25 protein-coding genes and 1 riboswitch are annotated in these 24,121 nt (G+C 56.9%); of the genes, 16 read left to right on the forward strand and 9 right to left on the reverse strand.

Annotation, left to right across the window (positions count from 1 at the left end; translation table 11 throughout):
* Positions 1-155: 155 nt before the first annotated feature.
* Together QOL67_RS11640 and QOL67_RS11645 are read right to left on the reverse strand one after the other, a co-directional pair.
* Positions 156-842 carry a pentapeptide repeat-containing protein gene (locus QOL67_RS11640; protein WP_283426138.1) on the reverse strand — a complete coding sequence of 229 codons (687 nt, stop codon included), beginning with the start codon at positions 840-842 and terminating at the stop codon, positions 156-158.
* 131 nt (positions 843-973) lie between these two features.
* Positions 974-1,726, reverse strand: coding sequence for an SDR family NAD(P)-dependent oxidoreductase (locus QOL67_RS11645; RefSeq protein WP_283426139.1), 753 nt, complete (start codon positions 1,724-1,726; stop codon positions 974-976).
* A 349-nt stretch (positions 1,727-2,075) separates the two neighbouring features.
* Between QOL67_RS11645 and QOL67_RS11650 the strand changes: the two genes are divergently transcribed.
* The 3 genes from QOL67_RS11650 (at position 2,076) to QOL67_RS11660 (ending at position 5,696) form a co-directional block, all read left to right on the forward strand.
* Positions 2,076-2,534, forward strand: a complete 459-nt coding sequence (locus QOL67_RS11650) for a methyltransferase family protein (RefSeq protein WP_283426140.1) — start codon at positions 2,076-2,078, stop codon at positions 2,532-2,534.
* A gap of 135 nt (positions 2,535-2,669) precedes the next feature.
* Entirely contained in the window at positions 2,670-4,241 is a 1,572-nt protein-coding gene (locus QOL67_RS11655; protein ID WP_283426141.1) for a Re/Si-specific NAD(P)(+) transhydrogenase subunit alpha, read from the forward strand.
* Between the two features lie 12 nt (positions 4,242-4,253).
* The gene (locus QOL67_RS11660) at positions 4,254-5,696 is read left to right on the forward strand and encodes an NAD(P)(+) transhydrogenase (Re/Si-specific) subunit beta (RefSeq protein WP_283426142.1); all 1,443 of its coding nucleotides are present in this window, start codon (positions 4,254-4,256) and stop codon (positions 5,694-5,696) included.
* 203 nt (positions 5,697-5,899) lie between these two features.
* Here QOL67_RS11660 and QOL67_RS11665 read toward each other — a convergent pair whose 3' ends face one another.
* Positions 5,900-6,787 (reverse strand): DMT family transporter, encoded by an 888-nt coding sequence (locus QOL67_RS11665; RefSeq protein ID WP_283426143.1) that lies wholly within the window; start codon positions 6,785-6,787, stop codon positions 5,900-5,902.
* Positions 6,788-6,871: 84 nt separating this feature from the next.
* A riboswitch (FMN riboswitch) is annotated at positions 6,872-7,075 on the reverse strand.
* 189 nt (positions 7,076-7,264) lie between these two features.
* Between QOL67_RS11665 and QOL67_RS11670 the strand changes: the two genes are divergently transcribed.
* From QOL67_RS11670 to QOL67_RS11715, 10 genes are all read left to right on the forward strand, one after another.
* Positions 7,265-8,545 carry a DUF3422 family protein gene (locus QOL67_RS11670; RefSeq protein ID WP_283426144.1) on the forward strand — a complete coding sequence of 427 codons (1,281 nt, stop codon included), beginning with the start codon at positions 7,265-7,267 and terminating at the stop codon, positions 8,543-8,545.
* A gap of 251 nt (positions 8,546-8,796) precedes the next feature.
* Positions 8,797-9,078 carry an integration host factor subunit beta gene (gene ihfB / locus QOL67_RS11675; RefSeq protein ID WP_283426145.1) on the forward strand — a complete coding sequence of 94 codons (282 nt, stop codon included), beginning with the start codon at positions 8,797-8,799 and terminating at the stop codon, positions 9,076-9,078.
* A 3-nt stretch (positions 9,079-9,081) separates the two neighbouring features.
* Positions 9,082-9,432, forward strand: coding sequence for a LapA family protein (locus QOL67_RS11680; protein WP_283426146.1), 351 nt, complete (start codon positions 9,082-9,084; stop codon positions 9,430-9,432).
* A 39-nt stretch (positions 9,433-9,471) separates the two neighbouring features.
* Positions 9,472-10,116 (forward strand): phosphoribosylanthranilate isomerase, encoded by a 645-nt coding sequence (locus QOL67_RS11685; RefSeq protein ID WP_283426147.1) that lies wholly within the window; start codon positions 9,472-9,474, stop codon positions 10,114-10,116.
* Positions 10,117-10,372: 256 nt separating this feature from the next.
* Positions 10,373-11,200, forward strand: coding sequence for a LysR family transcriptional regulator (locus QOL67_RS11690; protein ID WP_283426148.1), 828 nt, complete (start codon positions 10,373-10,375; stop codon positions 11,198-11,200).
* A 106-nt stretch (positions 11,201-11,306) separates the two neighbouring features.
* On the forward strand, positions 11,307-12,560 hold the full coding sequence (trpB, locus tag QOL67_RS11695) for a tryptophan synthase subunit beta (protein WP_283426149.1): 1,254 nt from the start codon (positions 11,307-11,309) through the stop codon (positions 12,558-12,560).
* A gap of 193 nt (positions 12,561-12,753) precedes the next feature.
* Positions 12,754-12,963, forward strand: coding sequence for a hypothetical protein (locus QOL67_RS11700; RefSeq protein ID WP_283426150.1), 210 nt, complete (start codon positions 12,754-12,756; stop codon positions 12,961-12,963).
* A 517-nt stretch (positions 12,964-13,480) separates the two neighbouring features.
* On the forward strand, positions 13,481-13,996 hold the full coding sequence (locus tag QOL67_RS11705) for a hypothetical protein (protein ID WP_283426151.1): 516 nt from the start codon (positions 13,481-13,483) through the stop codon (positions 13,994-13,996).
* A gap of 127 nt (positions 13,997-14,123) precedes the next feature.
* On the forward strand, positions 14,124-14,630 hold the full coding sequence (locus QOL67_RS11710; RefSeq protein WP_283426152.1) for a hypothetical protein: 507 nt from the start codon (positions 14,124-14,126) through the stop codon (positions 14,628-14,630).
* A 36-nt stretch (positions 14,631-14,666) separates the two neighbouring features.
* Positions 14,667-15,158: a helix-turn-helix transcriptional regulator gene (locus tag QOL67_RS11715; RefSeq protein ID WP_283426153.1), complete on the forward strand. Its 492-nt coding sequence runs from the start codon at positions 14,667-14,669 to the stop codon at positions 15,156-15,158.
* A gap of 21 nt (positions 15,159-15,179) precedes the next feature.
* On the opposite strand, the gene QOL67_RS11720 is transcribed toward QOL67_RS11715, so the two are convergent.
* Entirely contained in the window at positions 15,180-15,563 is a 384-nt protein-coding gene (locus QOL67_RS11720) for a DUF2237 family protein (protein ID WP_283426154.1), read from the reverse strand.
* Positions 15,564-15,688: 125 nt separating this feature from the next.
* Between QOL67_RS11720 and QOL67_RS11725 the strand changes: the two genes are divergently transcribed.
* Positions 15,689-17,053, forward strand: a complete 1,365-nt coding sequence (locus tag QOL67_RS11725; RefSeq protein WP_283426155.1) for an FAD-dependent oxidoreductase — start codon at positions 15,689-15,691, stop codon at positions 17,051-17,053.
* Between the two features lie 68 nt (positions 17,054-17,121).
* On the opposite strand, the gene QOL67_RS11730 is transcribed toward QOL67_RS11725, so the two are convergent.
* Positions 17,122-17,664: a MarR family winged helix-turn-helix transcriptional regulator gene (locus tag QOL67_RS11730; protein WP_283426156.1), complete on the reverse strand. Its 543-nt coding sequence runs from the start codon at positions 17,662-17,664 to the stop codon at positions 17,122-17,124.
* Between the two features lie 88 nt (positions 17,665-17,752).
* Here QOL67_RS11730 and QOL67_RS11735 point away from each other — a divergent pair, with 88 nt between their 5' ends.
* Complete coding sequence (locus tag QOL67_RS11735; RefSeq protein WP_283426157.1) at positions 17,753-18,496, forward strand: hypothetical protein; 744 nt, start codon at positions 17,753-17,755, stop codon at positions 18,494-18,496.
* Positions 18,497-18,555: 59 nt separating this feature from the next.
* On the opposite strand, the gene QOL67_RS11740 is transcribed toward QOL67_RS11735, so the two are convergent.
* The 4 genes from QOL67_RS11740 to QOL67_RS11755 form a co-directional block, all read right to left on the reverse strand.
* Entirely contained in the window at positions 18,556-19,722 is a 1,167-nt protein-coding gene (locus tag QOL67_RS11740; protein ID WP_283426158.1) for a serine hydrolase domain-containing protein, read from the reverse strand.
* Between the two features lie 72 nt (positions 19,723-19,794).
* Positions 19,795-20,832 carry a DUF2332 domain-containing protein gene (locus QOL67_RS11745; RefSeq protein WP_283426159.1) on the reverse strand — a complete coding sequence of 346 codons (1,038 nt, stop codon included), beginning with the start codon at positions 20,830-20,832 and terminating at the stop codon, positions 19,795-19,797.
* The gene (gene pth, locus QOL67_RS11750) at positions 20,829-21,545 is read right to left on the reverse strand and encodes an aminoacyl-tRNA hydrolase (protein WP_283426160.1); all 717 of its coding nucleotides are present in this window, start codon (positions 21,543-21,545) and stop codon (positions 20,829-20,831) included. The genes QOL67_RS11745 and pth overlap by 4 nt, the downstream gene beginning before the upstream one ends.
* Before the next feature lie 60 nt (positions 21,546-21,605).
* Positions 21,606-22,703, reverse strand: coding sequence for a fatty acid desaturase (locus QOL67_RS11755; RefSeq protein ID WP_283426161.1), 1,098 nt, complete (start codon positions 22,701-22,703; stop codon positions 21,606-21,608).
* A 400-nt stretch (positions 22,704-23,103) separates the two neighbouring features.
* On the opposite strand from QOL67_RS11755, the gene QOL67_RS11760 reads away from it, so the two are divergent.
* Positions 23,104-24,108, forward strand: a complete 1,005-nt coding sequence (locus tag QOL67_RS11760; protein WP_283426162.1) for a DctP family TRAP transporter solute-binding subunit — start codon at positions 23,104-23,106, stop codon at positions 24,106-24,108.
* Positions 24,109-24,121: the final 13 nt, after the last annotated feature.

Genomic DNA, 24,121 nt, shown 5'->3' on the forward strand with positions numbered 1-24,121 from the left:
CATTGGTTTTGACGGGCATCACCGAGACGCCTTGAGAGCGCCCACAATTTCGGACACGAGAACTTTTCCTCACATTTTGCCGGCCCGCGAGGAAAGCGAGTTGTCCGGTCCTGCGCCTCAGAAGGCTTGTCTGGAGAGGCGGCCCCTTGGGCTATTTAGTGAACCCGCAAACCCAATTGTCCAAGCAAGATCGCAGCTTGTTGCTTGGACAGGATAGCGCCTTTAAAGCGCCTTAAGTCGGACAGCTTGATCCCGCCCAAGTCCGCGCCGCGCAGATCGGCATTTTCAAATCGGCTGTCGATAAGGTGCGTATCCCGCAGCGAACAATCCTCAAACACGGCGTCGCGAAAATCACATTGGCTCATGTCAGCGTCGGTAAAATCCACCCGTTTGAGGGTCATCTTGCGAAACGAGAATTTGGGCAGAACCGCGAGGGCCAACAACACATCTTCAAACTCAATGCCAATGGTGTGGGTTTCTCTGAGATCAGCCCCGGTCATTTTGCAATTGTGGAATTTTGAATGGGTGAGAGTGGCACCACGCAGGTTGGCGTTGCTGAAATCACCGCCATCGATTGTGCCGTCCGAAAAATTGACGCCCTGAAGCGAGAGACCGCCGGCGCGGCATCCCTTTAAAATGACGTCTTCAAGCGTGGCACTTTTGAAAGAGGCTTGGGACAGATTGCAAGCCTCAAACCGCCAACCAGTAAGATCGAGATCGGACAGATCCTGGCCCTCCAAGGTGCAGCGGGTGACGGTGTGCGGACGTTCAGTTCGGCTGGCTTGTTCAATCTCCGCGCGGGTTGGGCTGCAATCGGCAAACTGGTGGGTTTTGACAGGCACGCGGCGCTCCGGAGAATGAAATGTGGGGTAGGGTCTCTAAGCCATACGGTGGAATTTGTGGTTTGGAAAGGCAAAGCAGGATGTGGGAGCGGGAGCCGGGACGCTCCCGCATTGTCGTCTGCGTGTTGTGTCTACATTTCACCGCCAGCCACTTGCAGCGTTTGCCCACGCACGGAATCTGCCATGTCGGAGCAGAGATAGAGTGCGGTGTGAGCGACCTCTTCGGGTTTGATCAGGCGGCCGTGCGGGTTCACGCCCACCATCATGTGGCGGGCTTCTTCCTCGGAACAACCGGTGCGGGCCATGATGCTTTCGATATTTTGATCGATGATCGCGGTTTCGACATAGGCGGGACATATGGCGTTGAAGGTGATGGGCTTTAGCGCATAGTCCGCGGCCAAAGATTTGATCATGCCGTTTACCGCGTGTTTGGAGGTGGAGTAGGCAGGCGCGCCTTTCAATCCGCGAAGACCGGCGATCGAAGAGATCACCATGACGCGGCCCCAGTCGGTTTGGTTCATCGATTTGAGGCTCTCGCGAATGGTGAGAAACACACCGTCGATGTTGATCGACATCATCTTGCGCCAAAATGCCATGTCGGTTTTGTGCAGGGCGCGGCCTTCGGCAATTCCGGCATTGGCGACGCAGATTTGAATCGGACCGCGTGCAGCCACAGCGGCTGCAACGCCGTCGACCACCGAGGCCTCATCGGCCACATCCATAGCTAGCGGAAACAGACCGTCACTGGCGGCCTCTTCCAGTACGTTGAGGCGACGGCCGGTGATGGTGACTTGGGCACCCTCGGCGGCCAGTGCCTTGGCGATGGCAAGGCCAATGCCGGTGCCGCCGCCGGTGACCAATGCGTGTTTCCCCGATAGTGACATGTCGCTCTCCCAATGCTGTGTTGGGATCACCTTAGCGCGCGGATAAGACCGAACAAGCGTTCTGGTTGATTGCGCCGCAGGGTCACAAAGGCAGCCAGGAGGGTCAAAATGTCCGAGCGGGAATGCGGAAAAACCGCTCAAATTGGCATTTCGGACAAAACGCCTGTCTTATTTGGGGCGCGACATGCGGTTTTCTGGCCCTTTTTGACGCACGGCGGGTCTGTATCGTTGCAGTGTATCGACGGATCGTTAAACCAAGAGGCATGATGCGACGACGCGCAAAGACAATACCAATTTCAGGTCTGCGGCCTTGCCGTGGATCTGACGTGTTTTTGACAAGGACACTCCCATGAAATTAGTGCGGTCTCTTGATATTCCACCAGTGTGGCTTTTGGCGGCACTGGCATTTGCGTGGGTTCAATCCACGCGGTGGACATATGGATTGAGCTTTGGGCCGGTTTGGGCTGATCTTCTTGGCGGGTTGCTTGTGGGCGGGGGCGTGGTGTTGACCGCGTTGGCGGTGATGGAGATGCGGCGGCATCAAACCACAATTCATCCCCACAACGACAGTGCGCGCCTTGTTCAAAGTGGCATTTTCAAGCGCAGTCGCAACCCGATCTATCTCGCTGATGTGATGATCCTTGCGGGTTTCATCCTCTATTGGGATGCGGTGCTGGCCCTGCCTTTGGTGCCGGTGTTCCTGTGGATTTTGGAAAAACGCTTTGTCATTCCAGAAGAAAATCGCCTGCGGAAGACATTTCGGATGGATTTTGCGCGTTATTGCGAGAAAGTGCGCAGGTGGGTGTGATGCCGTTGCGTCGCAGAAATACGGGCCATTGTTTGTTTGCTTGTGCAGCAATTCAGGTGGCGTTAAAACATTATGCAAGTGCAGCACGGTCTGCGTGAAACATTATTGCTCTGACTCTGAAGGGGGATAAGACAGGTGAAGATAGGTACACCAAAAGAGGTGTTTGACGGTGAGAACCGGGTCGCGATGACTCCGGACTCGGCCAAACAGCTCCAGAAGCTCGGATATGAGTGCGCCATTGAAAGTGGTGCCGGTGCCGGTGCAGGATTTTCGGACGCCACATATGAGGCTGCCGGGGTTGAGGTCATCAAGACCGCAGCCGCGCTTTGGAAAGCATCTGACATTGTCGCCAAAGTGCGTCAGCCGGATGCGACTGAGCTCAAGCGCCTGACCAAAGACAAGACGCTGATCTCCTTCTTCAACCCAGCTGGGAACGAAGATGGCATGGACGCGGCCAAGGCCAAAGGCGCCAACGTGATTGCCATGGAAATGGTGCCACGCATTTCGCGCGCGCAGAAAATGGACGCGCTGTCCTCTATGGCCAACATCGCGGGTTACCGCGCAGTGATCGAGGCAGGCAACAACTTTGGCCGGTTCTTCACCGGTCAGATCACCGCCGCAGGCAAAGTGCCGCCTGCGAAGGTCTTGGTTGTGGGCGCTGGTGTGGCCGGATTGGCCGCGATTGGCACATCCACCTCGTTGGGGGCCATCACCCTTGCGTTTGACGTGCGTCCGGAAGTGGCGGAGCAGGTTGAATCGATGGGCGCCGAGTTTGTTTACCTCGACTTTGAGGAAGAGCAGGCCGATGGCGCAGCCTCGGGTGGCTATGCGTCGGTGTCGAGCCCTGAGTTCCGCGAAGCGCAGCTTGCAAAATTCCGCGAGCTGGCACCAGACGTGGACATTGTGATTACCACCGCGTTGATCCCAAACCGCGAAGCGCCTGAGTTGTGGACCGAAGATATGGTTGCGGCGATGAAGCCGGGTTCGGTGATTGTCGATCTGGCAGCGGAAAAAGGCGGCAACTGTAAGCTGACCGTGATGGACGAGAAGATTGTAACCGAGAATGGCGTGACCATCATCGGCTACACCGACTTCCCATCCCGTATGGCGGCGCAGTCTTCGACGCTTTATGCAACCAACATCCGTCACATGATGACCGACCTGACCCCTGAAAAAGACGGTCAGATCAATCACGACATGGAAGACGATGTGATCCGCGGGGCAACGGTGACCTTTGAGGGTGACATCACTTTCCCACCGCCCCCTCCAAAGGTGCAGGCGATTGCAGCCAAGCCAAAAGAAGTGGTGCCGGAACTGACACCGGAAGAAAAACGCGCGGCCGAAGTGGCGGCGTTTAAGGCGCAGACCAAGCAGCAGGTGATGTTGCTGGGTGGTGGCGGGGCCTTGATCCTGTTGCTGGGGCTGGTGGCACCAGCCAGCTTTATGCAGCACTTCATTGTGTTTGCATTGGCGTGTTTTGTGGGCTTCCAGGTGATCTGGGGCGTGGCGCACTCGCTGCACACACCGCTGATGGCTGTGACCAACGCGATCTCCTCGATCATCATCTTGGGGGCACTCATGCAGATTGGCTCTGGCAGCTTCCTTGTGATCCTGCTCGCGGCGCTTTCAGTATTCATGGCCGGGATCAATATCTTCGGCGGTTTCCTCGTGACACGGCGCATGCTCGCCATGTTCCAGAAATCCTAAGGAGGTCGAGCGATGGAATACGGTTTTACAACCGCGGCATACGTTGTTGCGGCAGTGCTCTTCATCCTCTCCTTGGGGGGGCTGAGCAATCAAGAAAGCGCCAAGCGCGCAGTGTGGTACGGCATTTCCGGCATGGCGCTGGCTGTGTTTGCGACACTCATCGGCCCCGGTGCGGGGCTGTGGTGGCTGTCCGTTCCGCTGATCGCAGGTGGTGGCTTCATCGGCTACCAACTGGCCAGCAAGGTCGAGATGACCCAGATGCCGGAACTTGTGGCTGGCATGCACGCGCTGGTTGGTCTGGCTGCGGTGTTTGTGGGTCTCAATGCGCATTTTGAGATTGGCAACGCAGCGGAAGCTGTGGCGGCGGGTCCGGATGCGGTGAAAGAGCTGGGCACCTTTGGTAAGTTGATTGCCAAGAAGTCCGGCGTGGAGATCAGCATTTTGCTGGTTGAGCTGAGCCTTGGTGTCTGGATTGGGGCGGTGACCTTTACCGGCTCTCTGATTGCTTATGGCAAACTGTCCGGCAAGGTGAGCTCCAACGCCGAAAAACTGCCCGGTGGCCACATGCTCAACGCTGGCGCGGCGGGCCTCTCGGTGCTGTGCTTGATCTGGTATCTGAACACTGGTGGGTTCTTCCCGCTGTTGATCCTGACACTTGCGGCGCTGTTCATTGGCTATCACCTGATCATGGGCATCGGTGGTGCTGACATGCCGGTGGTTGTCTCGATGCTGAACAGCTACTCCGGTTGGGCCGCTGCGGCGATTGGTTTCTCCCTGGGCAACGATCTGCTGATTGTGGTGGGTGCGCTTGTGGGCTCCTCCGGTGCAATTCTGTCCTACATCATGTGTAAAGCGATGAACCGCTCCTTTGTGTCGGTGATCCTTGGCGGCTTTGGTGGGACCACTGGTCCTGCGATGGAAGTTGAAGGTGAGCAGATTGCGATTGAAGCGGATGGTGTGGCCAGCGCGCTGGAAGATGCGGACAGCGTTGTGATCATCCCAGGTTACGGCATGGCGGTGGCACAGGCACAGCAGAACGTGGCGGAGTTGACCCGTCGCCTGCGTGCCAAGGGCAAAAACGTGCGTTTTGCAATCCACCCGGTTGCGGGGCGTCTGCCTGGGCACATGAACGTGCTCCTGGCCGAAGCCAAGGTGCCGTATGACATCGTGCTGGAGATGGACGAAATCAATGATGACTTCCCGGAAACGGATGTGGCCATCGTGATTGGGTCCAACGACATCGTGAACCCGGCAGCCCAAGAAGATCCGAACAGCCCCATCGCGGGTATGCCGGTTCTGGAGTGCTGGAAAGCCAAGCAGGTGTTTGTATCTAAGCGTGGTCAGGGTACCGGCTACTCCGGCATCGAAAACCCGCTGTTCTTTAAAGAGAACACACGCATGTTCTATGGTGACGCGAAAGCCAGCCTCGATAAGTTGCTGGGCATGATCGAGTAATCGATCTTTGCCATAGAAAGTGGAAAGGGCGCCCTAGAATGGGGCGCCCTTTTTTATATGCGGCGGTGGAGGCGGACATGACGGAAGCCTCCGGAGGGGTATCTGGTGAATGAGAAGCTTGCGGCGCGTTGGCTCCTGTCGCTTTCTCATTCTTGAAATATCCCGGGGTAGACACAGCTTGCTGTGGCAGGGGCAGCGCCCCTTTAGGCGGTTTGCAGACGGGCTTCTTGGCGCAGAAGCGCAAAGGATGCCCCGACAATCAGAGCGGCGCCGAGCCACAGGCTGCCGGGCGGCGCATAGCCAAAGACCACCAATCCGAGTCCAATGTTGAATGGCAGTTTGAGGTGATCAAACGGTTGCAGGTAAGCTGCGTCGGTGATGCTGTAGGCGCGGGCCAAGGCGTATTGAGCAATGGCGGTGCAAAGACCTGCGCCAACCAACAGAACACCGGCGGTGATGCCCTCAAAGCCTAGGCCTGTCTCCAGCGCGAGGCCGGCGTTGATCGGGGTGAGCAGCAGCAACAAGTAAAGCGTGAGCGTGGCCGGGCTTTCGGTGCTGCTCATTTGTTTGGTCATCAGGCTGGTGAGCCCCCAGAAGATGGCCGCGCCAACAGGATAAAGCGCATGGGGTGTAAAGGCGTCAGACCACGGCGCGAGAATGATCATGCCGCCGATGAAGCCTGTGACCACGGCCACCCAACGGTGTGCCGAGACGTGTTCGCCGAGCCAAAGCCCCGCAAGTACCGTGACAAAGAAGGGCGAGAGCATAATCAGGGCAATTGCTTGCCAGATAGGCACATATGCCAGTCCGGTGACCCAAAGCTGCACGCCTATCACCGCACAGCCAACCCGCAATAGGTGTTTGGGCAAGGCGGCGGTGCGCAGCGCTTCGGGGGATTTGAGGACAATCCATGGCACAAGCCAGAGCGTGGCAATCAGATATTGCCAGAAGGCCACGCGGGTTGGTGGCAGGCCCATTTTCATCGTGCCCCATTGTACAATGGTGTTGACCAATGCGAACAGGAGGCCAGCAAAGATCATAAGAAAAGCCCCGGCGGTGGCCGGGCGAGTTTTGGTGAAAATGCGAGTCATGGCGTTGTCCTTTCGTCTGCGCTCACAACTCAAGGCAAAACAGGACAAGCCAAACAGCGCCGTTGCCAGCTCTGCTCAGTTTCTTCCCGCTCTCTTCCATCCGGACTGTGACCGTCGGCTCAGGAATTGCACCTGATCTGCTGACACATCTTTGTTGGCTCCACAGCTTGGTCCGAAAACCGGTACCCACTTTTCGGGCTGTGGACGCGTCTAAAAGATGCCGCTCGCGGGCTTACAGCTGCGCTGCTTACCGCCGGTGGGGAATTTCACCCCGCCCTGAGAACGTTGCGGCCCAAAGGCGGACCGCGACGTAAGGGATAGGCGGGGAATTTGAAGAGAGCAAGACGTCAAATGTTAGCGATCTCATTTGAGCTATGTCTTTGGTATGCGGTGGTATTCCAGCAAGTCTTTGAAAATCAACAAAAACATTTACATTCGTAACCGGTTGAGTAAGTTTGGCGCGATCAGGAGAAGAGCATGTCCGCCATTCAAGACCATCCGTTGCGCTACAAACTGGCCAATGAACTTCACGCGCGTCCGTTTCCGACACTCACCGCGCCGTGCCGCGCGGTTTATATCGCCTGGCGCATTCCGCAGGATCAGGTGGGCGTGGATACGGCGGCAGAGCTGGAGCACCTCTATGATTTATTGGACCGATTTGGCGCGCCCCATCCCCAACCGGGCGCGACACATTTTACCTGTCAAATTGGCCGAGACACGCTGAAGTGGGAGCAGCATGCGGAGTTTGTGACCTACACGATGTTCCTGCCACAGGTGAGCACGCGGGCGTTTGACCCAGCTGATCTGGATGTGTTTCCCGAAGACTGGTTGGAAGCTGCACCGGGACAGCGGGTGACTTCGGCGATGATCCGGGTGGAAAACATGCCCAGCGACGAGCAGATGATCTCGCAAGTTTATGAGTGGTTTTTACCTGAGACAGTGGCAGCAAATTATGTGTTGGATCGAACCTGTGTTGTGGCCACGGATTTCCGTATTGCTGCCAACGGGCATCAGAACATGGCGGTGTTTGTGGCGCCGGAAACCGGGGCGCGTCGTGTCGGGCGCGTGGTGCAGCGCTTATGTGAGATTGAAACCTACAAATGTATGTCGATGTTGGGCTATTTCCGGGTGAAGGCGATTTCGCGGGAGCTTGGGGCCTTGGAAACGGACGCAGGACGTTTGATGGGCCATTTGCGCAGCGACCGGGATGATGCTGCGGAAACGCTGCAGGCTTTGCTGGAGTTGTCCGGCGATGTGGAGCGTTTGATTGCAGATACGTCGTTTCGGTTTGGCGCGACCAGTGCCTACGAGAGCATTGTGCAGCAGCGGATCAAAATTCTGCGCGAAGAGCGGTTTCATGGGCGCCAGACGTTTAGTGAATTCATGACGCGACGCTATGATCCAGCGATGCGCACGGTGAACCACAGTGAGAGCCGCTTGCAGTCGTTGGCCGAGCGGGTGGGGCGCGCAGCGCAGCTGTTGCGGACCAAAGTGGAGGTGGCGCGTTCTGCGCAGAACCAATCGCTTTTGGAAAGCATGGACCGGCGGGCGGACTTGGCGTTGCGTTTGCAAGAGACTGTGGAAGGCCTGTCGGTGGTGGCGATCAGTTACTACGCGGTCTCGTTGGCGGGTTATTTGGTCTATCCGTTGGCAACACCGCTGGGTGTGAGCAAAGGCGTGGTTTTGGCCGTGCTGACACCTGTTGTCGTGTTGGGAGTCTGGGCCATGGTGCGCCGGATTAAGGCGAAGATGCACTGAGAAAACTGGATTGGCTTTCTGTTGCGAATCAATGGCTTCTCTGCACCGCGGCAAGACGGGCAATGTAGGGAATACCATAGCCCGCTGCCGGAAATCATAGGGTTGCGAGGCTGTTATGGCGAAAAAACCGTTGAATTGAGCGGATTTCCACCAACAGGGGCGGACAATTCATTTCCGTTCTTCATCTTTCTTCTTATAGTCAATTAGATGCATGCGAAAAGACCTGCACGCCCTCAGGGAGATAGACACCGATGATCCGTTCGGAATTGATTCAGAAAATCGCAGACGAAAACCCACACCTCTACCAGCGCGACGTCGAGCGCATCGTAAATACGATTTTTGAGGAGGTCACCGAAGCAATGAGCCGCGGCGACCGTGTTGAGCTGCGGGGCTTTGGCGCGTTCTCCGTCAAACAGCGGGAAGCCCGCGTTGGACGCAATCCGCGCACGGGTGAATCGGTGGAAGTGGAAGAAAAGCACGTGCCGTTTTTCAAGACCGGCAAGCTTTTGCGGGATCGTTTGAACGGAAAGTAAGCTATGCGCTACATTCGCTATGCATTTCTCGGCGGCTTGGCTGTCGTGTTGATTGCGGTTGCCTTGGCAAACCGTGATATTGTGACTCTCACGCTGTTGCCCGGCGCGGTGAGTGATTTACTTGGGCTCAACCACGCCATTCAGCTGCCGTTGTTTGCGGTGATCTTTATCGCCATCGTTTTCGGTGTGATCATTGGGTTTGTTTGGGAATGGTTGCGTGAGCACCGTCATCGGGCGGATAAGACCAAGGCGCAGAAAGAGCTGCACAAATCCCAGCGTGAAGTACGTCGTCTGAAAGGCCGCGAAGCGGAGAAGAAAGACGAAGTGCTGACGCTTTTGGATGAGGCAAGCTGAGCGCTTTGCATTGACCGAAAGGTCGGGTAGATCCACACCATGGATATTCGGGTCAAAATTTGCGGACTGAAAGAGCCTGCCCATGTGGCTGCTGCGGCGGAAGCTGGTGCGGCCTATGTTGGGTTTGTCTTCTTTGAGAAGTCACCGCGCAACGTTGGCATTGCGCAGGCGCGTGATTTGGCGGTCGAGGCCCCCGTGGGCGTCGCCAAGGTGGCGCTGACCGTGAATGCGGATGATGCGTTTCTGGATAAGCTGGTCGAGACGGTTCCGCTGGATATGTTGCAGTTGCATGGCAGTGAATCCCCGGAGCGGGTGGCTGAGGTGCGGACGCGCTTTGGATTGCCGGTGATGAAGGCGATTGGCATTGCCGATGCGGAAGACGTGGCCAAGATCGACACTTACGGCGCGGTGGCAGATCAGCTGTTGGTGGATGCCAAACCGCCAAAGACTGCGGAGCTGCCGGGCGGCAATGGGCTGTCATTTGATTGGCGTTTGGTGAACCGTAAGTATTGGCCACGTCCCTGGATGTTGGCCGGTGGTTTGACTGCTGACAACGTCGCCGAGGCGGTCAAGATGACCGGTGCACGTCAATTGGATCTCTCGTCAGGTGTCGAAAGCGCGCCGGGGGTGAAGGACATTGGCATGATCCGCGCCTTTATGAAAGCGGTTGAGAACGCGCTGTGACGCGCGGCGCGGATCGCGCAGCCAGAGTTTGAGCATTGCAAAGCGCCGCAGTTGCCGGCGCTTTTTTAATGCCTGCGCCTTGGCGAGGAAGATCTCGCGTTCTTTGGCGTAGCTGGACATGGGCTGTGGCTCAGTGGGTCGGCTAGGGAGGAGATAGAAATTCATCGGAAAGCCTCACGCTGTGTTTGGGCTTGACCACTCTGCCGATTTTGAGCTTCCATTATTAGAGTGCTTAAATGAGAGTTTGATTTCAAAAATGGAACAATTGCCGTCTCTGGATGATCTGAGTCTGTTTGTGGACGTGGCCCGAGAAGGCGGTTTGGCGGGGGCGGCGCGCCGGACCGGAGCCACTGTGCCGACAATCAGCCGCAAGATGACTGCCTTAGAGCGGCAAATGGGGCGCAAATTGTTTGAGCGTGGGCCGCGAGGCTATGCGTTGACCGCGGAGGGACGCGCGGTTTTGGAGCAATTACAGGATCTCAAAGATGTCCAAGCGCGGCTGATGCGCAGCCTGGGGCAACCGGATGCGGTGCGGGTAAGGGTGACTGCTGGCGCTTGGACGGCGTCTTATTTGGCGCGGCGGTTGGCGCAGGTGTGGGATAAGGACGATCCGTGGCGACTGGAGTTTGTTGAAAGCACTCGAATGCTGGATATCGCCCGTCGGGATGCGGACATCGGGATACGCAGTCGCAGGCCGGATCAGCCGTGGTTGGCGGGGCGGCGCACATCCAAAGTCGAATTTGCGGTCTATGCCGCCTCAGACGATGTGAGGGGGTTTGTTGCGCTCAGTGCGGATGGGCCGTTGACACCGTCTGTGCGCTGGGTTCGGGAGCAACATGGGGCTGAGATCATCACAACCGCCTGCGAGGAGGGCACGCTGGTGGATTTGGCAGTGGCCGGTGTCGGGCGGGTGGTGATGCCGACCTTTGTGGCTAAAGACGTACAGGGTTTGAAACAGGTTGGACCGATCATTCCTGAACTCAGCCATGATGAGTGGCTGGTGTGCCATCATGAGGCGCGGCACGATCCACCCATTCGTGCGGCATTGGAGGCGGTGGCATCGCTATTGACGTCCAAGCCCTGAGTGGTGGCGTACCCTCACAGGGCCAGCCATGCAATCAAGCGCTGTTTGCGCTTGCGCGTCCCCCTTGCGGCGTTTTAGGTATCTGCGACGCAAGGGAGAGACGCATATGTCCAACGATCTTTTCAACAGCTTTATGACCGGCCCCGATGAAAATGGCCGGTTTGGCGACTTTGGCGGGCGCTTTGTCAGCGAAACGCTGATGCCGCTGATCCTTGAACTGGAAGCGGAGTATGAAAAGGCCAAGGACGATGACAGTTTCTGGGCCGAGATGGATGATTTGTGGAAACACTATGTGGGCCGTCCTAGCCCGCTGTATTATGCCTCTCGTATGACCGAAGAGTTGGGTGGTGCGAAGATCTACCTGAAGCGGGACGAGTTGAACCACACCGGCGCGCATAAGGTGAACAACGTGTTGGGCCAGATTATTCTGGCACGCCGCATGGGTAAGACGCGGATCATTGCCGAAACCGGTGCGGGTCAGCACGGTGTGGCAACCGCAACCGTCTGTGCGAAGTTTGGCCTCAAATGTGTTGTTTACATGGGCGCGCATGATGTGCAGCGTCAGGCGCCAAACGTGTTCCGGATGCGCCTGCTGGGCGCGGAAGTGGTGCCAGTGACCTCCGGTCGTGGCACGCTCAAGGACGCGATGAATGATGCGCTGCGTGATTGGGTGACCAACGTGAACGACACGTTCTACTGCATCGGCACAGCGGCGGGTCCGCACCCCTATCCGGCGATGGTGCGCGACTTCCAGTCGATCATCGGCAAAGAAGTACGCTGGCAGTTGGCGGAGCAGGAAGGTGAAGGCCGTCTGCCGGACACGGTGATTGCGGCGATTGGTGGCGGTTCAAATGCGATTGGGCTGTTTTACCCGTTCCTGGATGAGAAATCGGTCAACATCATTGGTGTAGAGGCCGGTGGTCGTGGTGTGAATGCGAAGATGGAACACTGTGCCTCGCTCTCTGGCGGACGCCCGGGCGTGTTGCATGGCAACCGCACCTATCTGTTGCAGGATGACGATGGTCAAATCCTTGAGGGCTATTCGATTTCAGCAGGTCTGGACTATCCGGGCATTGGGCCGGAGCACAGCTGGCTGAACGACATTGGTCGCGCGCAGTATGTGTCGATCACAGACAAAGAGGCGCTGGAGGCGTTCCAGTTCTCCTGTTCGATGGAAGGTATCATTCCGGCGCTGGAACCATGCCACGCGCTGGCACATGTGATGAAGATCGCGCCCACATTGCCAAAGGATCATATTCTGGTGATGAACATGTGTGGGCGTGGCGACAAAGATGTGCAGACCGTGGCGCGGCATCTTGGGTTTGATATGTCCGACACCGAAGGCCGCGCGGCGGACTAAACCCACCTTATGGAATGATGGAATAGAGCGCTCTTTGGAGCGCTCTTTTTGCTTTGGGCAGGGCTGCCTATACCAAAGTGTGCTGCGGTGAACTGATGCGCACAAAAAAAGGGGCAGGTTTCAAACATCATGAAAAGAGGGCCAGAAGCAATTGGATTGCGCCGCCCGCAAAGCCTTTAGGAAAGGACATCTCATGGCATTTATGAACACACCCGCAGTGCAGCCTTCCATGATGAGCCGCGCCAAAAAACTGGCAGAACGGATTGTCGCCTCCATGCAGGCACAGGGATATCTGGACATTGAGTTCATACTGACCGAAGGGCAGCTGAAGATTGTGGCAAGTAAAACAGGTGGGGCGCCGCAAACTCTGTACCTGATGCTGCCAGAGAGAGCACTTCGCTAAGTTTTGGGCCTGCAGAAGCACATTAATTGAAGCGCGCGTACGGGTAGCATAGTTGCGCAAGTCAGGGCGGAATTTGAGAGTGGGTAAAATGTCGGTTAGAAGGCGCCCAAGACTACAGTCAAAATCTTCGGCTGGCATAAGGCGCCTGGCAAAGGGACCGAGCTTGTCGGTTGCAATGGATACGGTGCAAGAGCCGGTTGAAGCCGAAGCCGTGTTGACCGAGTACCGCGTTAAGTTAGTTACAAAGGGTCTGTTGGGGGAGCTCTTGTTGGGACTTTCTGGTGGGTTGCCCTCCAATGCGTACGGCGCAAACCCCACAAAATCAGAGGGACACACCTTGCGTGAGCGCCGTCGATTTGTGCTGTAGAGCCCCTAAACCTAAGTTTAGAGGCCTAAACGCGCAGTGAATGAGGGGGGGATTAAACTTTGTGACAATGGCGGTCGTGTGCCCAATCAGAAAAACAGGAGGGGCAATGCCGCATGGGTTCATGTGGCCCCAACTGACAAAGGACATTTTATGACACGTCTGCTTTTGACCTCCACCGCTGTCGCGCTTGGCCTATCCACCACCGCCTTTGCGGATTCCTTTAAAAACCGGGTTGAACTTTCGTTTGAGCGTGCGGGCTATTCTGATGTGACTGTTACGGTCAAGGATGGTGTCCTCACAGTGCGCTCCAACAAGGATGGCCTGTCTATTGAAAGTCTCTACGAGGTGGCAGGTGAAGAGTTGCTGCGACATGGAGAGTATGACGGCGAGGACGATGACGAAGACGATGATGATGAAGACGGCGATGATGATCATGATGACGACAATGACGATGATCACGACGACGATGATGATCACGACGACGATGATGATCATGACGACGATGATGATGACGATAGCGAAGACGACGATAGCGAAGACGATGAAGGCGAGGATGACGCCAGCGATGACGACGACGCCCGTGATAACGATGATGAAGAAGATGACGATGATGAAGAAGATGATGACGATGATGGCGATGGAGACGACGAAGAAGATGACGACTAAAACCAGGCCTTTGGCCTGATTGCGGCGTGATTGCCATAGAACTTCGTGATAGGGAATTACGAGGGACCATCACCGCAACCCACCGGCGCTGGCATTGGTTGGCGCCGGTTTTTGTTGGAATAAATGTATGAAAAAATTGGTCAAAACGCTTTCCGTACTTGCTGTCGTGAGCGCATGCCTGGCAACTCCAGCTCTGGCGGATGGTCGTGTGGATGCAATCACACGCCAACTTGCCGATCAGGGTTTTGGCCAGATCAAGGTCTCTCGCACCTTCCTCGGGCGTGTGCGGGTTGAGGCGCTGCGTGAAGGGCGGGAACGGGAGATTATTTTCAATCCCCGGACCGGGGAAATTCTGCGGGACTACTGGGATGAAGACTCACCTGGCAGCGGTGGCTGGCTGCTGGGCGGAGGCGTGCGCGAAGAAGACGACCAAGAAGATCGCGCAGGGACCCGGCGGGACAGAGAAGAAGACCGTGACGACGATGATGACGATGATGACGAAGATCGCGACGATGGCGATGACCGTGATGAAGACGACCACGGCGGTGGTGACGACGATAATGATGACGACGGTGATGACGACGACGACGGTGATGACGACGACGACGATGATGATGGTGATGACGATGACTAGAAACTGTGGTCGTGCTGTGCTTATGAGGTCGACCGCGTGAACCGGCCGTTTTTACTTTTTGCGCTGGTGGCCTTGCAGGGGGTCTGTGCGTTTTTCTTTGTCGCGGACATCACGCTGACAGTGGTTGGGGCGCGGTCGTCTCCGATCAGTTGGCAAACCCGAGAGCTACTGGAAATTGGCGCCTCTTTGGGGTTGTTGCTGGGTGTTGTTCTGGGCTGGCTGGCGCTGCGACGCACGCTGGCGCAGAAGGCGCAGGTGGAGGAGAGCCTGCGAGGGGTTCAGAGTGCGTTTCGGGAGCATCTAGAGGCGACGTTTCAGGTGTGGTCTCTGACGCCGGCTGAGCGGGACGTGGCGTTATTCACCATAAAAGGTATGTCGATTCAGGAGATTGCGGCGTTGCGCAACACATCTGACGGCACCGTGAAAGCCCAAAGCAATGCAATTTACCGCAAGGCAGGGGTCAGTGGACGGACACAGCTGCTCAGCTTGTTTTTGGAGGACTTGTTGGCGGAAGACGTCGACACTTAGCGTGTTGATCTGAGTTGCGGGTCAGCTGGCTTGGGTGACATCGTGCTCTTGCAAGACGCGCAGTGGCACAATGTCTAAAGCGCGGACATGAGTGGCGGCGAGGTTGACCTTGGGGGCGCAGCCTTCGTCATGGGCTTGCAGGAAGCGGGCGGCGCAGAGGCACCATGATTCCCCCGGTTTCAGGCCAACAAAGTTGAAGTTTGGCCGCGGTGTCGAGAGATCATTGCCAACATATTTGGAATAGGCCAGAAACTCGGCGGTCATGACGGCGCAGACGGTGTGACTGCCTTGATCCTGATCACAAGTGTTGCACGCTCCGTCGCGGAAAAATCCGGTCAGAGGGTCAGTGGAACAGGATGCGAGCGTGTCGCCCAGCACATTCACGGAGCTGTCTTTTTCTACCATGGCCCGACTTTGGCATAGGGCGATTGCCGCAAGCAACGGTGTTGGCGCCGTGATGGGCTGGAAAAACTTAAATGGTCATACAGGTTTGGATTGACCGCTCGAGTTGCACGGTGGAGCATGGGCGCATGAAACAGATTCTTGAACCCGCCCGCCAGATTGATGTGATCCATGAAACCGAAGTGCTGGTTGTGGGCTCCGGCCCCGGCGGATTGTCAGCTGCACTTGCGGCGGCACGCGCTGGTGTGGAGGTCACGCTTGTGGAGCGGTTTGGCTGTTTTGGTGGCAGCATCACAACCGTGGGTGTCGAAGGCATGCATTGGTATCGTCATGAGCAGACCGTGGAGAGTATGGGCATTCCCAAGGAGTTTGAGGACGCCGCCAAAGAAGCAGGCGCTGCGGTGCCGGAGAGCCAATCACTGAGCTATGAGATTGACAGTGAGGGGTTCAAACTGGTTGCGGATCACATGGTGGAGCAAGCCGGTATTCACCCGATGCTGCACCGGGCCTTTGTGGCGCCAATTATGGACGGCGATGAGATCAAAGGCATCATCACGGAGTCCAAGGCAGGGCGTGAAGCCATATTGGCCAAGGTGGTGATTGACGCCACGGGCGACGCGGATATTGCCCATCGTGCAGGTGTTTCATGCCAGATGGCCCCAAGGGAAGATCTGATGGCGGCCTCGGTGATGTTCCACCTCGCAGGCGTGGACAAAAAGGCCTTTATGGAAGGCGTGAAGGCCGATCCGCAGACCTATGCCGATTGGGGTGGCGGTGGCGAATGGAACATTGAGACCTCTGGCAAGGAGGATGAGATGTTCTCACCGTTTCTGCACAAGCCGTTTGCGCAGGCCATAAAAGCTGGATTGATCCCACCGCATCTCAATACCATCGCAGGCACTTGGGGCGCTGTGCATGACAGTGGTGAGATGACCTACATGAACCTGGTGCATCTGGCGGGTATCGACGGGACGGATCCGGACAGTTTGACGGCGGGGGAGATTGAGGGCCGCAAGCAGGCGATGCTGGCGATTGAGGCGCTCAAACACTTCATGCCGGGGTGTGAAAATGCGCGGCTGCGGAACTTTGGCATGAGTTTGGGTGTTCGCGATACTCGCAAGGTGGACACGGTCTACCGCATGTCGGAGCTGGATGTGCGCGAGCAGGGGCGGTTTGAGGACAGCATTGGGATTTTCCCGGAATTTATCGACGGCTACGGCATTTTGATCCTGCCCACAACGGGGCGCTATTTTGAGGTGCCATACCGCAATCTTTTGCCTCAAGGCGTGAAGAACCTGATGATCTCAGGCCGCGCCACAGCCGGGCATAAGGTGGCCCATGCGGCGACGCGTAATATGGCGTGCTGTGCCGTGATTGGGCAGGGGGCTGGCGTGGCAGCAGCGCTGAGCGTGCAGCAGGGGCGGGCGCTGGAAGCGTTGAATATCACGGATATCCAAGTGGAACTGGTCCGACAGGGTGCGCGGGTGCACTAAAGCGCCAAAATGCGCCAGTGTTGTATCGTTGCGGCCATAAGGGAGTAGGGCATGTGGGGAGCGGCCGTTTAGGCTGGTTCTTGCTCGTGGCAAATTTGTTCGGCCTCGACCGGCTCCAGCGGCAGTTGCAGAAGATTGCAATACGGCATGCTCTGTTTCTGCTGATGGTGACGACAGGTCTTGCACACCCCAAACGCCTTGCCGCCGTTTTTTGTGAGCAAGGAAATCAACGTATTGGTTAAAGTTTGCTCCAGGGATTTCTGCTCGTCTTCGGGGAGATCTGAGAGCATCGGGTCGAGCGCGGCTGGGTGCAGCGCGGCGCGAGTGCCTTCCTGGGTGAGATCATAGGATATCGACCTCTTATCGGTTTCTGATCTGTTTTCGGACAGATATCCCTTTCGATCCAGTGCTTTGAGTGTCTGAGACATCGTGCCTCGTGTGGTTCCGAGGTATTCGGCGACATGGGACGGCGAGCGCGAAAACCGATTGGCGCGGGAGAGATACTTCAGCGCAGAAACCTGTGCCGGGTTGAGGTCTCCATGCCACGTTTGGGACGCGTTGAGGCGGGCCAATCGAACGATGAGTTCGCGGATAAGAACGTCTTTGGTCATACGCCCAGTGTAGCGAGTCGAAACTACACTTGCAATAATAGCGAGTCGCTACTAGATGTCGGATCGTTGATATCCAATGGAGACCAAAATGTTCAGACCTATTTTACTCAGCGCTGTTTCCGGCGTTTTCGCTTCCGCTGCACTTGCTGGAGGCAACCACGCCACCCATCAGGCCGACGCTGTAACCTCAGAAGCCAAAGTTGGTGTCGTTGAGGCCTTTGATATCCTCGCGGCGCATGTTCATCGCTCAGGCAACACAGTGACTTTCCACATGACCACGAATGGTATCGCTGGCGCAGATAAACCGGCCGTCAATGGGGCTGTTGGCGGGGCAGATGTCTGGTCTTATGTGTGGCCAACATCTCTTGATCCCAGCGTTGTGGGATTTGATGAAGGGGCGGGCATTCTGGCGATGGCCGCGACCAGCCATCCAGACTTTGACGACACGCCGCTGTACGATGAAAATCTTGATGGGGACACTGGCAATGACGGCGGGGTGTGGCACAGTCACTGGGTGGTGTTAGCGCCCACAGAAGCTTGTGGAGAAGGAGCTCTTGCCGTGAAGGACATTCCCGAGGGTGCAACACCAAACCTGCCAGCAACTTGGCCAGGATTTCCGATTTTGCTGGACAGTCCTGGTTTCACGCCAGTGTTTGATGGACCCGAGATTACCGTGAACGCCGCGATTATGGGCGGTGCAGAAGGCGCGTCCTATGATGGGGTGACTGCCGCGCTTCGCGTGAATGAAAGTGTGCACGCACCGCTGCTTTGTGTGACGGATGTGTTTGACGTAGCCTCTGGTGACCTATCCTTGCCTGGACGGGTCGACTAATCAAAAAGCCGCGCATTTCAGGGAGACGCGCGGCTTTCCATTTGGGTTTTCCAGACGCCTTACCCGCCCGCTGTTTCGGCGATCTCTCGGAACAAGGCGATGTTGCCATCTGTCACGCCGCTTTCCTTGAATTTGCGGTCGGCGGAGTTCACCGCGATCACCACGCCGTGGGGGCGGTTGATGTAGATGTATTGGCCGTAAACGCCGATGCCGAAGAACTCGCCTTCACGCGGGTCTTTGGGCATCCACCATTGGTAGCCATAGTGCAGCTTGCCTTCTTTGGTGTTGGCGCTGGGCACGGTGGCAGCGGCAAGCCAGTCTGCGGGGACCACTTGTGCACCGTTATACTCACCGTTTTGCAAGACCATCTGACCAAAACGAGCATAATCGCGGGTGCGGATGTTGAGACCGCCCAGCACAAAAGCCACGCCTTCGCCGTCGGTGACGTAGAGAGGGCTCTGCTCGTAGCCAAGTTTGGTGATGATTTTGTCGGACAGCAATTCGGGGATAGAACGGCCGGTGGCGCCTCGGATGATCATGCCCAACACATGGGTATCTATCGACACGTATTGGAACTGTTTGCCGGGTTCGACAAACGTTTCGGTGAGGCCAGCAGCAAAGCCGTCCATGGTGCCGCCCATGGCAAGTACGCGGCCCATGCGATTGATATCACTTTTGAAATCGAGGTAGTCCTCGTCAAAGGTCACGCCGGAGGACATCTGCAACACGTTGAGCACGCTGGCGCCATCATAGGCAGTGCCTTTGAGCAGCGGCACATAGGTGGTGACCTGTTCGTTGATGTCGATGAGGCCTTCGGAAATCACAATGCCCATCAGGGATGACAGGTAGGATTTGGCCACGGACCAGCTGATCCGCAGGTCTTCGGGTGCGGTGTCCTGATAGTAGCTTTCGTGCACTTTTTGCCCGTCTTTGAGCACCACCATGCCGGTCACCGTGCGGTCTTTGGCCCAAGCGTTAAAGCTGGCGGGCATGGTCATATCGGTGCCGTTGGGCAGCACGCTGACCGGGGTGTCACCTTTGTCTATCTCGGTGGCGAGGAACAGCGTGTCCATGTTGGAGAAGTTGGAGATAATCTTCTCCTCTGAAAACAAAGAGTTCACGGCCAGAAGGCGGGTGATTTCTTCGCGTTTGAGTGCGTAGACCGAAAGCGCGGCCAGGATCAGCATCAAAAAAATGCGGCCAAGCCATTTTCCAAAGGTGCGCATGTGTTGGGGTCCCCTCCCTAGAATTGTTGAACGGAGTTGAGCATTAAGCAGCGGTGGGCGGCAACGGTGACGTTAGGGGAGCTTGGTGGGAGCGTCCCATTCTACCCAACGGCCGTGGAAGTCAGCACGCCCTAAGTGGAGCGTGTGGTTGCCGGGCCAAAGGCGCAGGGTGAGCGCGGCACCGTGGGTGTTGTCGTCGGCCTCGTAAGACAACCAAGCGAGCGGCGTGGCCTCGGTGGCTTGCGCACCGGCGGCATCCATCAAGGCAGTGCCGTGGTTTTGGCGCTCCTCAGGAAAATACTGCCAAGCCACGGTGGAGTAGATCATGTGCAGCTCATCAGTTTTAGGAGCGGCAAGGCGATGCTCCAACCAAGTGATGGCGTCTTCCTGGTCGAGCTCTGCGGTGTTGAGCGCGATGGCGGCTTGGGTGCGGAGCAGGCGCTCTTCTTGGTCGGCCCAAAGGTAACTTTGCAAACGCAGGGCGTCGTCGGGATCTGCGCTGTTGAGCGGGTTGAGATCCACACCCCGGCGGTTGGCAATTGTCAGGTCGGTTTGTGGTGGGAACGGGCCGGTCCAGCTGGGCGACAGTGTAACAGGACTTTGCGGTCCATAACCGTCGCCAACAGCGAGATGGAACTGATCAAACATCAGGTTTAGACCGGCGGAGGCGCCCAGCTCGGAGAGTTTGATCGGCAGCCCAATGTGGTTGGTAAGCAAGTGGGCGGTGGCGATCAGAACGGCGGAACGGCGCACTTCGTTGGTTTGCGGCGCGTGGGTGATCCAATTGGTGAGAAAGGTGTCATGGGTGTGTAGGGCAGCGAGCGTGGCCTCAAGCAGCGCCGCGTCACTGGCGTGATGGGGCGGGTAGGCTGCGGTGAGGCCCGCGTCTTTGTTTTGTAGCACCAAAGCGTGCAGGCCACCGGCGATGCGCAGCGGCAGGCTGTGGCCTTTGGGACTAATGTCGCCTGCAAAAGTCGCGCATTTGGCGGCGAGCCTTGTGTCCTCTGGCCAATGTTCGGCCAGAACACGAAGCAGCCGCCCCATGAAGGGGCTGTCCAAAGCCTCGCAGCTGTTCGCTTGCGATAGAAATGCAGTGCGCAGGGCGCTCAAGAGAACTTGTCCATGAGTTTTTGCATGGCGCTGCGGGTGTCCTCGACGGGGGCTGCTTGAGGCTTTGCGTTGGCTTGCGGCTTCTCCGATTTGGCTTCCGGCTTGTCCTTGACGTTTGGATTGGCTTTGCCGGTGGAGGGGCGCGGTGGGTTCAGGCGCATGGCCACCGCGTTGGAGAATTTGGCGGTGTCGCCCTCCGCCAAATGGGCCGCGCCTTCAGAGATGCCACGCAACATGTCATCGAGCCAATCCTGATCCATCTTGTGAAAATCATGCAGCACATAGTGGCTGACCAAGTCTTTTCGGCCGGGGTGGCCGACTCCCATGCGCACCCGGCCATAAGCCTCGCCAATGTGCTGATGGATCGAGCGCAACCCGTTGTGACCGGCATGACCGCCGCCCGTTTTGTATTTCAGCTTGCCGGGTTTGAGATCGAGCTCATCATGAAAGACGACCACGTCATCCGGTGTGAGTTTGTAAAATCGCATGGCCTCACCAACTGACTGCCCTGACAGGTTCATGAAGGTTTCAGGTTTCAGCAAAAGCACCTTTTCGCGGCCCAAACGACCTTCTGTGAGCGCGCCCTGGAATTTGCCTTTGAAAGGGGCAAAGCCGTGATCAGAGGCGATCTGATCCAGCGCCATAAAGCCGATGTTGTGGCGGTTCTGCGCGTATTTGGAGCCCGGGTTGCCGAGGCCTACAAAGAGTTTCATGTGGTCTGCTCGCGAAAGTTTCTGCGACGCAATATAGCTTTGCAAATGGCGAGAGGCAAATCACTCGGTTGGGGTGCGGTCTTCGCCGTTACAGCGCGATAGGTGGTCTTGCTCGTGCAGTTTTAGGCGGCGCGAGGCGGTGAAATCCTGTTTTACGTGATCCCACCACGCGCCAAGGTAACTGCGCTCAGTCTCGGCAAAAAATACCTCTGGTGCGATACGGTGCAGGGCGGGTAGGCGGGTCCATGGCACGTTGGGAAACGAGTGGTGCTCGTTGTGGTAGCCGGTGTTGAACAGCAGCCAGTTGATGGGGCCGTAGAGGGAGCGTGTGGGGTTCACATCGTCATCGCCGGGATGTTCAGTGAGAGACTGGCCGAGGTTGGTAATGCCCAGCTTGCCAAGGAAGAAAGACAACGCCCACAGGTGATAAAGCAGCGCCCAAGGACCCAGCAGGAGCAACATAAGGCCGTTGGAAAGCGCAGACACCACGATGTAGGGGCGCATTTCTGATGATGTGGCGGAGGTGCCGGTGAAACGAGGTTGGGGATCGCGCACGGGGCGACCGGAGGCTTTGGCGTAAAGCGGCGGCAAGATTTTATCTGCAATGAAGACGGAGCCAAGTGGCAGGGCGTGCAGGAACAGCGTCAATGCGGTGAGCAGTTTTTGCAGAACTGGATGGGTGCGGCCAATGGCAAAGCGGGCCTGCAAGGCACAAAGGTCTTCGTGTTCATAGTCGTTGTCATAATCCCCAACAAAGGGATGGTGGCTGGTGACGTGTTGGTGTTGGTAGGTGAGCTGCTTGCCGTAGGAGGTCAGGATAAACTCCAGCCCGAGATCAAAGGCGAGTTTGGGGGCGGGATCACGGAACACTAACTTGTGGCAGGTTTCGTGGATGAGGCTGGCAGCGGAATGGTAGATCAGCTGGCCAAGCACAAAGGCGGTGAGGCCAATCACCCAAAGTGGTTGATCAGAGACCAACCAGGCTGTGCTCCAGTGCACGGCGAGTAGTATGGGCAAGACCAAGGTTGTCAGCGGTTGCGTGCCGGAAAGCTCGGCGAGTTCCGGGTGGGCGGCCAAAGCTTCTTTGCGCATCTCGTTGTGGCGGCGCGATTGCGGGGAAATGCCTTTTGGGCGAGCAAGGGTTGGTGAAGTGGCCATAACAAACTTACAATCTGAAAAGTGTTGGTCCCACCCTGACGCTGACCTGTGGTGTGGTCAATGACGGGGTCCTCCCTCACCAAAATTATCCCGCCGCTCAGGCTCAAGGCTTGTCCTTGATCCCTTTCGCATCGCCATTGGAAACAAGAGAGATGGTGTGCGGATTTCCGCACAAAGCGGCAAGGCGACTGTGCGGGAAATCGCACGCAGGGCCAAGGTATGGCAGGCGACCCACACTAACTTGATGGTTTAACTGTTTGTAAAATCACGAAAATATCGAGTCGAAAATGCAAGCCTAAAGAAATTGTTGAGCGGGCTTCCGCCGACAGTCACAGTTTTGTCATCAAACGTCCCAATTGGGGCGTTGGAGGATGACTGATTGTTCCTGGGAGGAAACGACATGAAATTTTTGACCACCGCCGCCACCGCGCTGGCGCTGACCGTAACTGGTGCAAGCTTTGCATCTGCGGCCTGCGACGAAGGCGAGATCGTTGTGAAGTTCAGCCACGTGACCAACACCGACAAGCACCCAAAAGGGATTGCTGCGTCGCTGCTGGAAAAGCGCGTGAACGAAGAGATGAATGGCGTGATGTGTATGGAAGTTTTCCCAAACTCCACGCTCTATAATGACAACAAAGTGCTGGAAGCGATGTTGCAGGGCGACGTGCAACTGGCTGCTCCTTCTTTGTCCAAGTTCGAAAAGTTCACCAAACAGTTCCGTCTGTTTGACCTGCCGTTCATGTTCAAAGACGTGAATGCAGTGGACGCGTTCCAAGCGTCTGACAACGGCCAGGATCTTCTGAACAGCATGCAACGTCGCGGCCTGCAAGGTCTGGGCTACTGGCACAACGGCATGAAGCAGATGTCTGCAAATGTGCCGCTGAACGTTCCATCTGATGCCAACGGCCTGAAGTTCCGGGTTCAGTCCTCGGACGTGCTGGTTGCGCAGATGGAAGCCATGGGCGGCTCCCCGCAGAAGATGGCTTTCTCCGAAGTGTACGGCGCGCTACAGCAGGGTGTTGTGGACGGTCAGGAAAACACCTGGTCCAACATCTACGGCAAGAAGTTCTTCGAAGTGCAGGACGGCGTGACCGAAACCAACCACGGCATTCTGGACTATCTGGTTGTGGCCTCTGTGGACTGGCTGGACAGCCTTCCAGAAGACGTACGCACACAGTTCATCACCATTTTCCAAGAAGTGACACACGTGCGCAACGCGGAATCCTATGCGGTGAACCAGGCGGCAAAACAGTCGATCATCGATGCCGGTGGCACCATCCGTACTTTGGATGGCGCAGCACGTGACGAATGGGTCAACACCATGAAGCCGGTTTGGGAGAAGTTCTCCGACGACGTAGGTCAGGAAAACATCGACGCAGCACAGGCGATCAACGCCTCCATGTAAGCGCGACCTGAGC

Source organism: Shimia sagamensis (assembly GCF_900182745.1).
Classification (GTDB): Bacteria; Pseudomonadota; Alphaproteobacteria; order Rhodobacterales; family Rhodobacteraceae; genus Shimia; species Shimia sagamensis.

Bases quoted from the DNA above. Each gene is read 5' to 3' on its own strand.
- QOL67_RS11645 (WP_283426139.1), bottom strand. From the start codon at position 1,726: ATGTCACTATCGGGGAAACACGCATTGGTCACCGGCGGCGGCACCGGC.
- QOL67_RS11650 (WP_283426140.1), top strand. From the start codon at position 2,076: ATGAAATTAGTGCGGTCTCTTGATATTCCACCAGTGTGGCTTTTGGCG.
- QOL67_RS11660 (WP_283426142.1), top strand. From the start codon at position 4,254: ATGGAATACGGTTTTACAACCGCGGCATACGTTGTTGCGGCAGTGCTC.
- QOL67_RS11665 (WP_283426143.1), bottom strand. From the start codon at position 6,787: ATGACTCGCATTTTCACCAAAACTCGCCCGGCCACCGCCGGGGCTTTT.
- QOL67_RS11670 (WP_283426144.1), top strand. From the start codon at position 7,265: ATGTCCGCCATTCAAGACCATCCGTTGCGCTACAAACTGGCCAATGAA.
- ihfB (WP_283426145.1), top strand. From the start codon at position 8,797: ATGATCCGTTCGGAATTGATTCAGAAAATCGCAGACGAAAACCCACAC.
- QOL67_RS11680 (WP_283426146.1), top strand. From the start codon at position 9,082: ATGCGCTACATTCGCTATGCATTTCTCGGCGGCTTGGCTGTCGTGTTG.
- QOL67_RS11685 (WP_283426147.1), top strand. From the start codon at position 9,472: ATGGATATTCGGGTCAAAATTTGCGGACTGAAAGAGCCTGCCCATGTG.
- QOL67_RS11690 (WP_283426148.1), top strand. From the start codon at position 10,373: ATGGAACAATTGCCGTCTCTGGATGATCTGAGTCTGTTTGTGGACGTG.
- trpB (WP_283426149.1), top strand. From the start codon at position 11,307: ATGTCCAACGATCTTTTCAACAGCTTTATGACCGGCCCCGATGAAAAT.
- QOL67_RS11700 (WP_283426150.1), top strand. From the start codon at position 12,754: ATGGCATTTATGAACACACCCGCAGTGCAGCCTTCCATGATGAGCCGC.
- QOL67_RS11705 (WP_283426151.1), top strand. From the start codon at position 13,481: ATGACACGTCTGCTTTTGACCTCCACCGCTGTCGCGCTTGGCCTATCC.
- QOL67_RS11710 (WP_283426152.1), top strand. From the start codon at position 14,124: ATGAAAAAATTGGTCAAAACGCTTTCCGTACTTGCTGTCGTGAGCGCA.
- QOL67_RS11720 (WP_283426154.1), bottom strand. From the start codon at position 15,563: ATGGTAGAAAAAGACAGCTCCGTGAATGTGCTGGGCGACACGCTCGCA.
- QOL67_RS11725 (WP_283426155.1), top strand. From the start codon at position 15,689: ATGAAACAGATTCTTGAACCCGCCCGCCAGATTGATGTGATCCATGAA.
- QOL67_RS11730 (WP_283426156.1), bottom strand. From the start codon at position 17,664: ATGACCAAAGACGTTCTTATCCGCGAACTCATCGTTCGATTGGCCCGC.
- QOL67_RS11735 (WP_283426157.1), top strand. From the start codon at position 17,753: ATGTTCAGACCTATTTTACTCAGCGCTGTTTCCGGCGTTTTCGCTTCC.
- QOL67_RS11740 (WP_283426158.1), bottom strand. From the start codon at position 19,722: ATGCGCACCTTTGGAAAATGGCTTGGCCGCATTTTTTTGATGCTGATC.
- pth (WP_283426160.1), bottom strand. From the start codon at position 21,545: ATGAAACTCTTTGTAGGCCTCGGCAACCCGGGCTCCAAATACGCGCAG.
- QOL67_RS11755 (WP_283426161.1), bottom strand. From the start codon at position 22,703: ATGGCCACTTCACCAACCCTTGCTCGCCCAAAAGGCATTTCCCCGCAA.
- QOL67_RS11760 (WP_283426162.1), top strand. From the start codon at position 23,104: ATGAAATTTTTGACCACCGCCGCCACCGCGCTGGCGCTGACCGTAACT.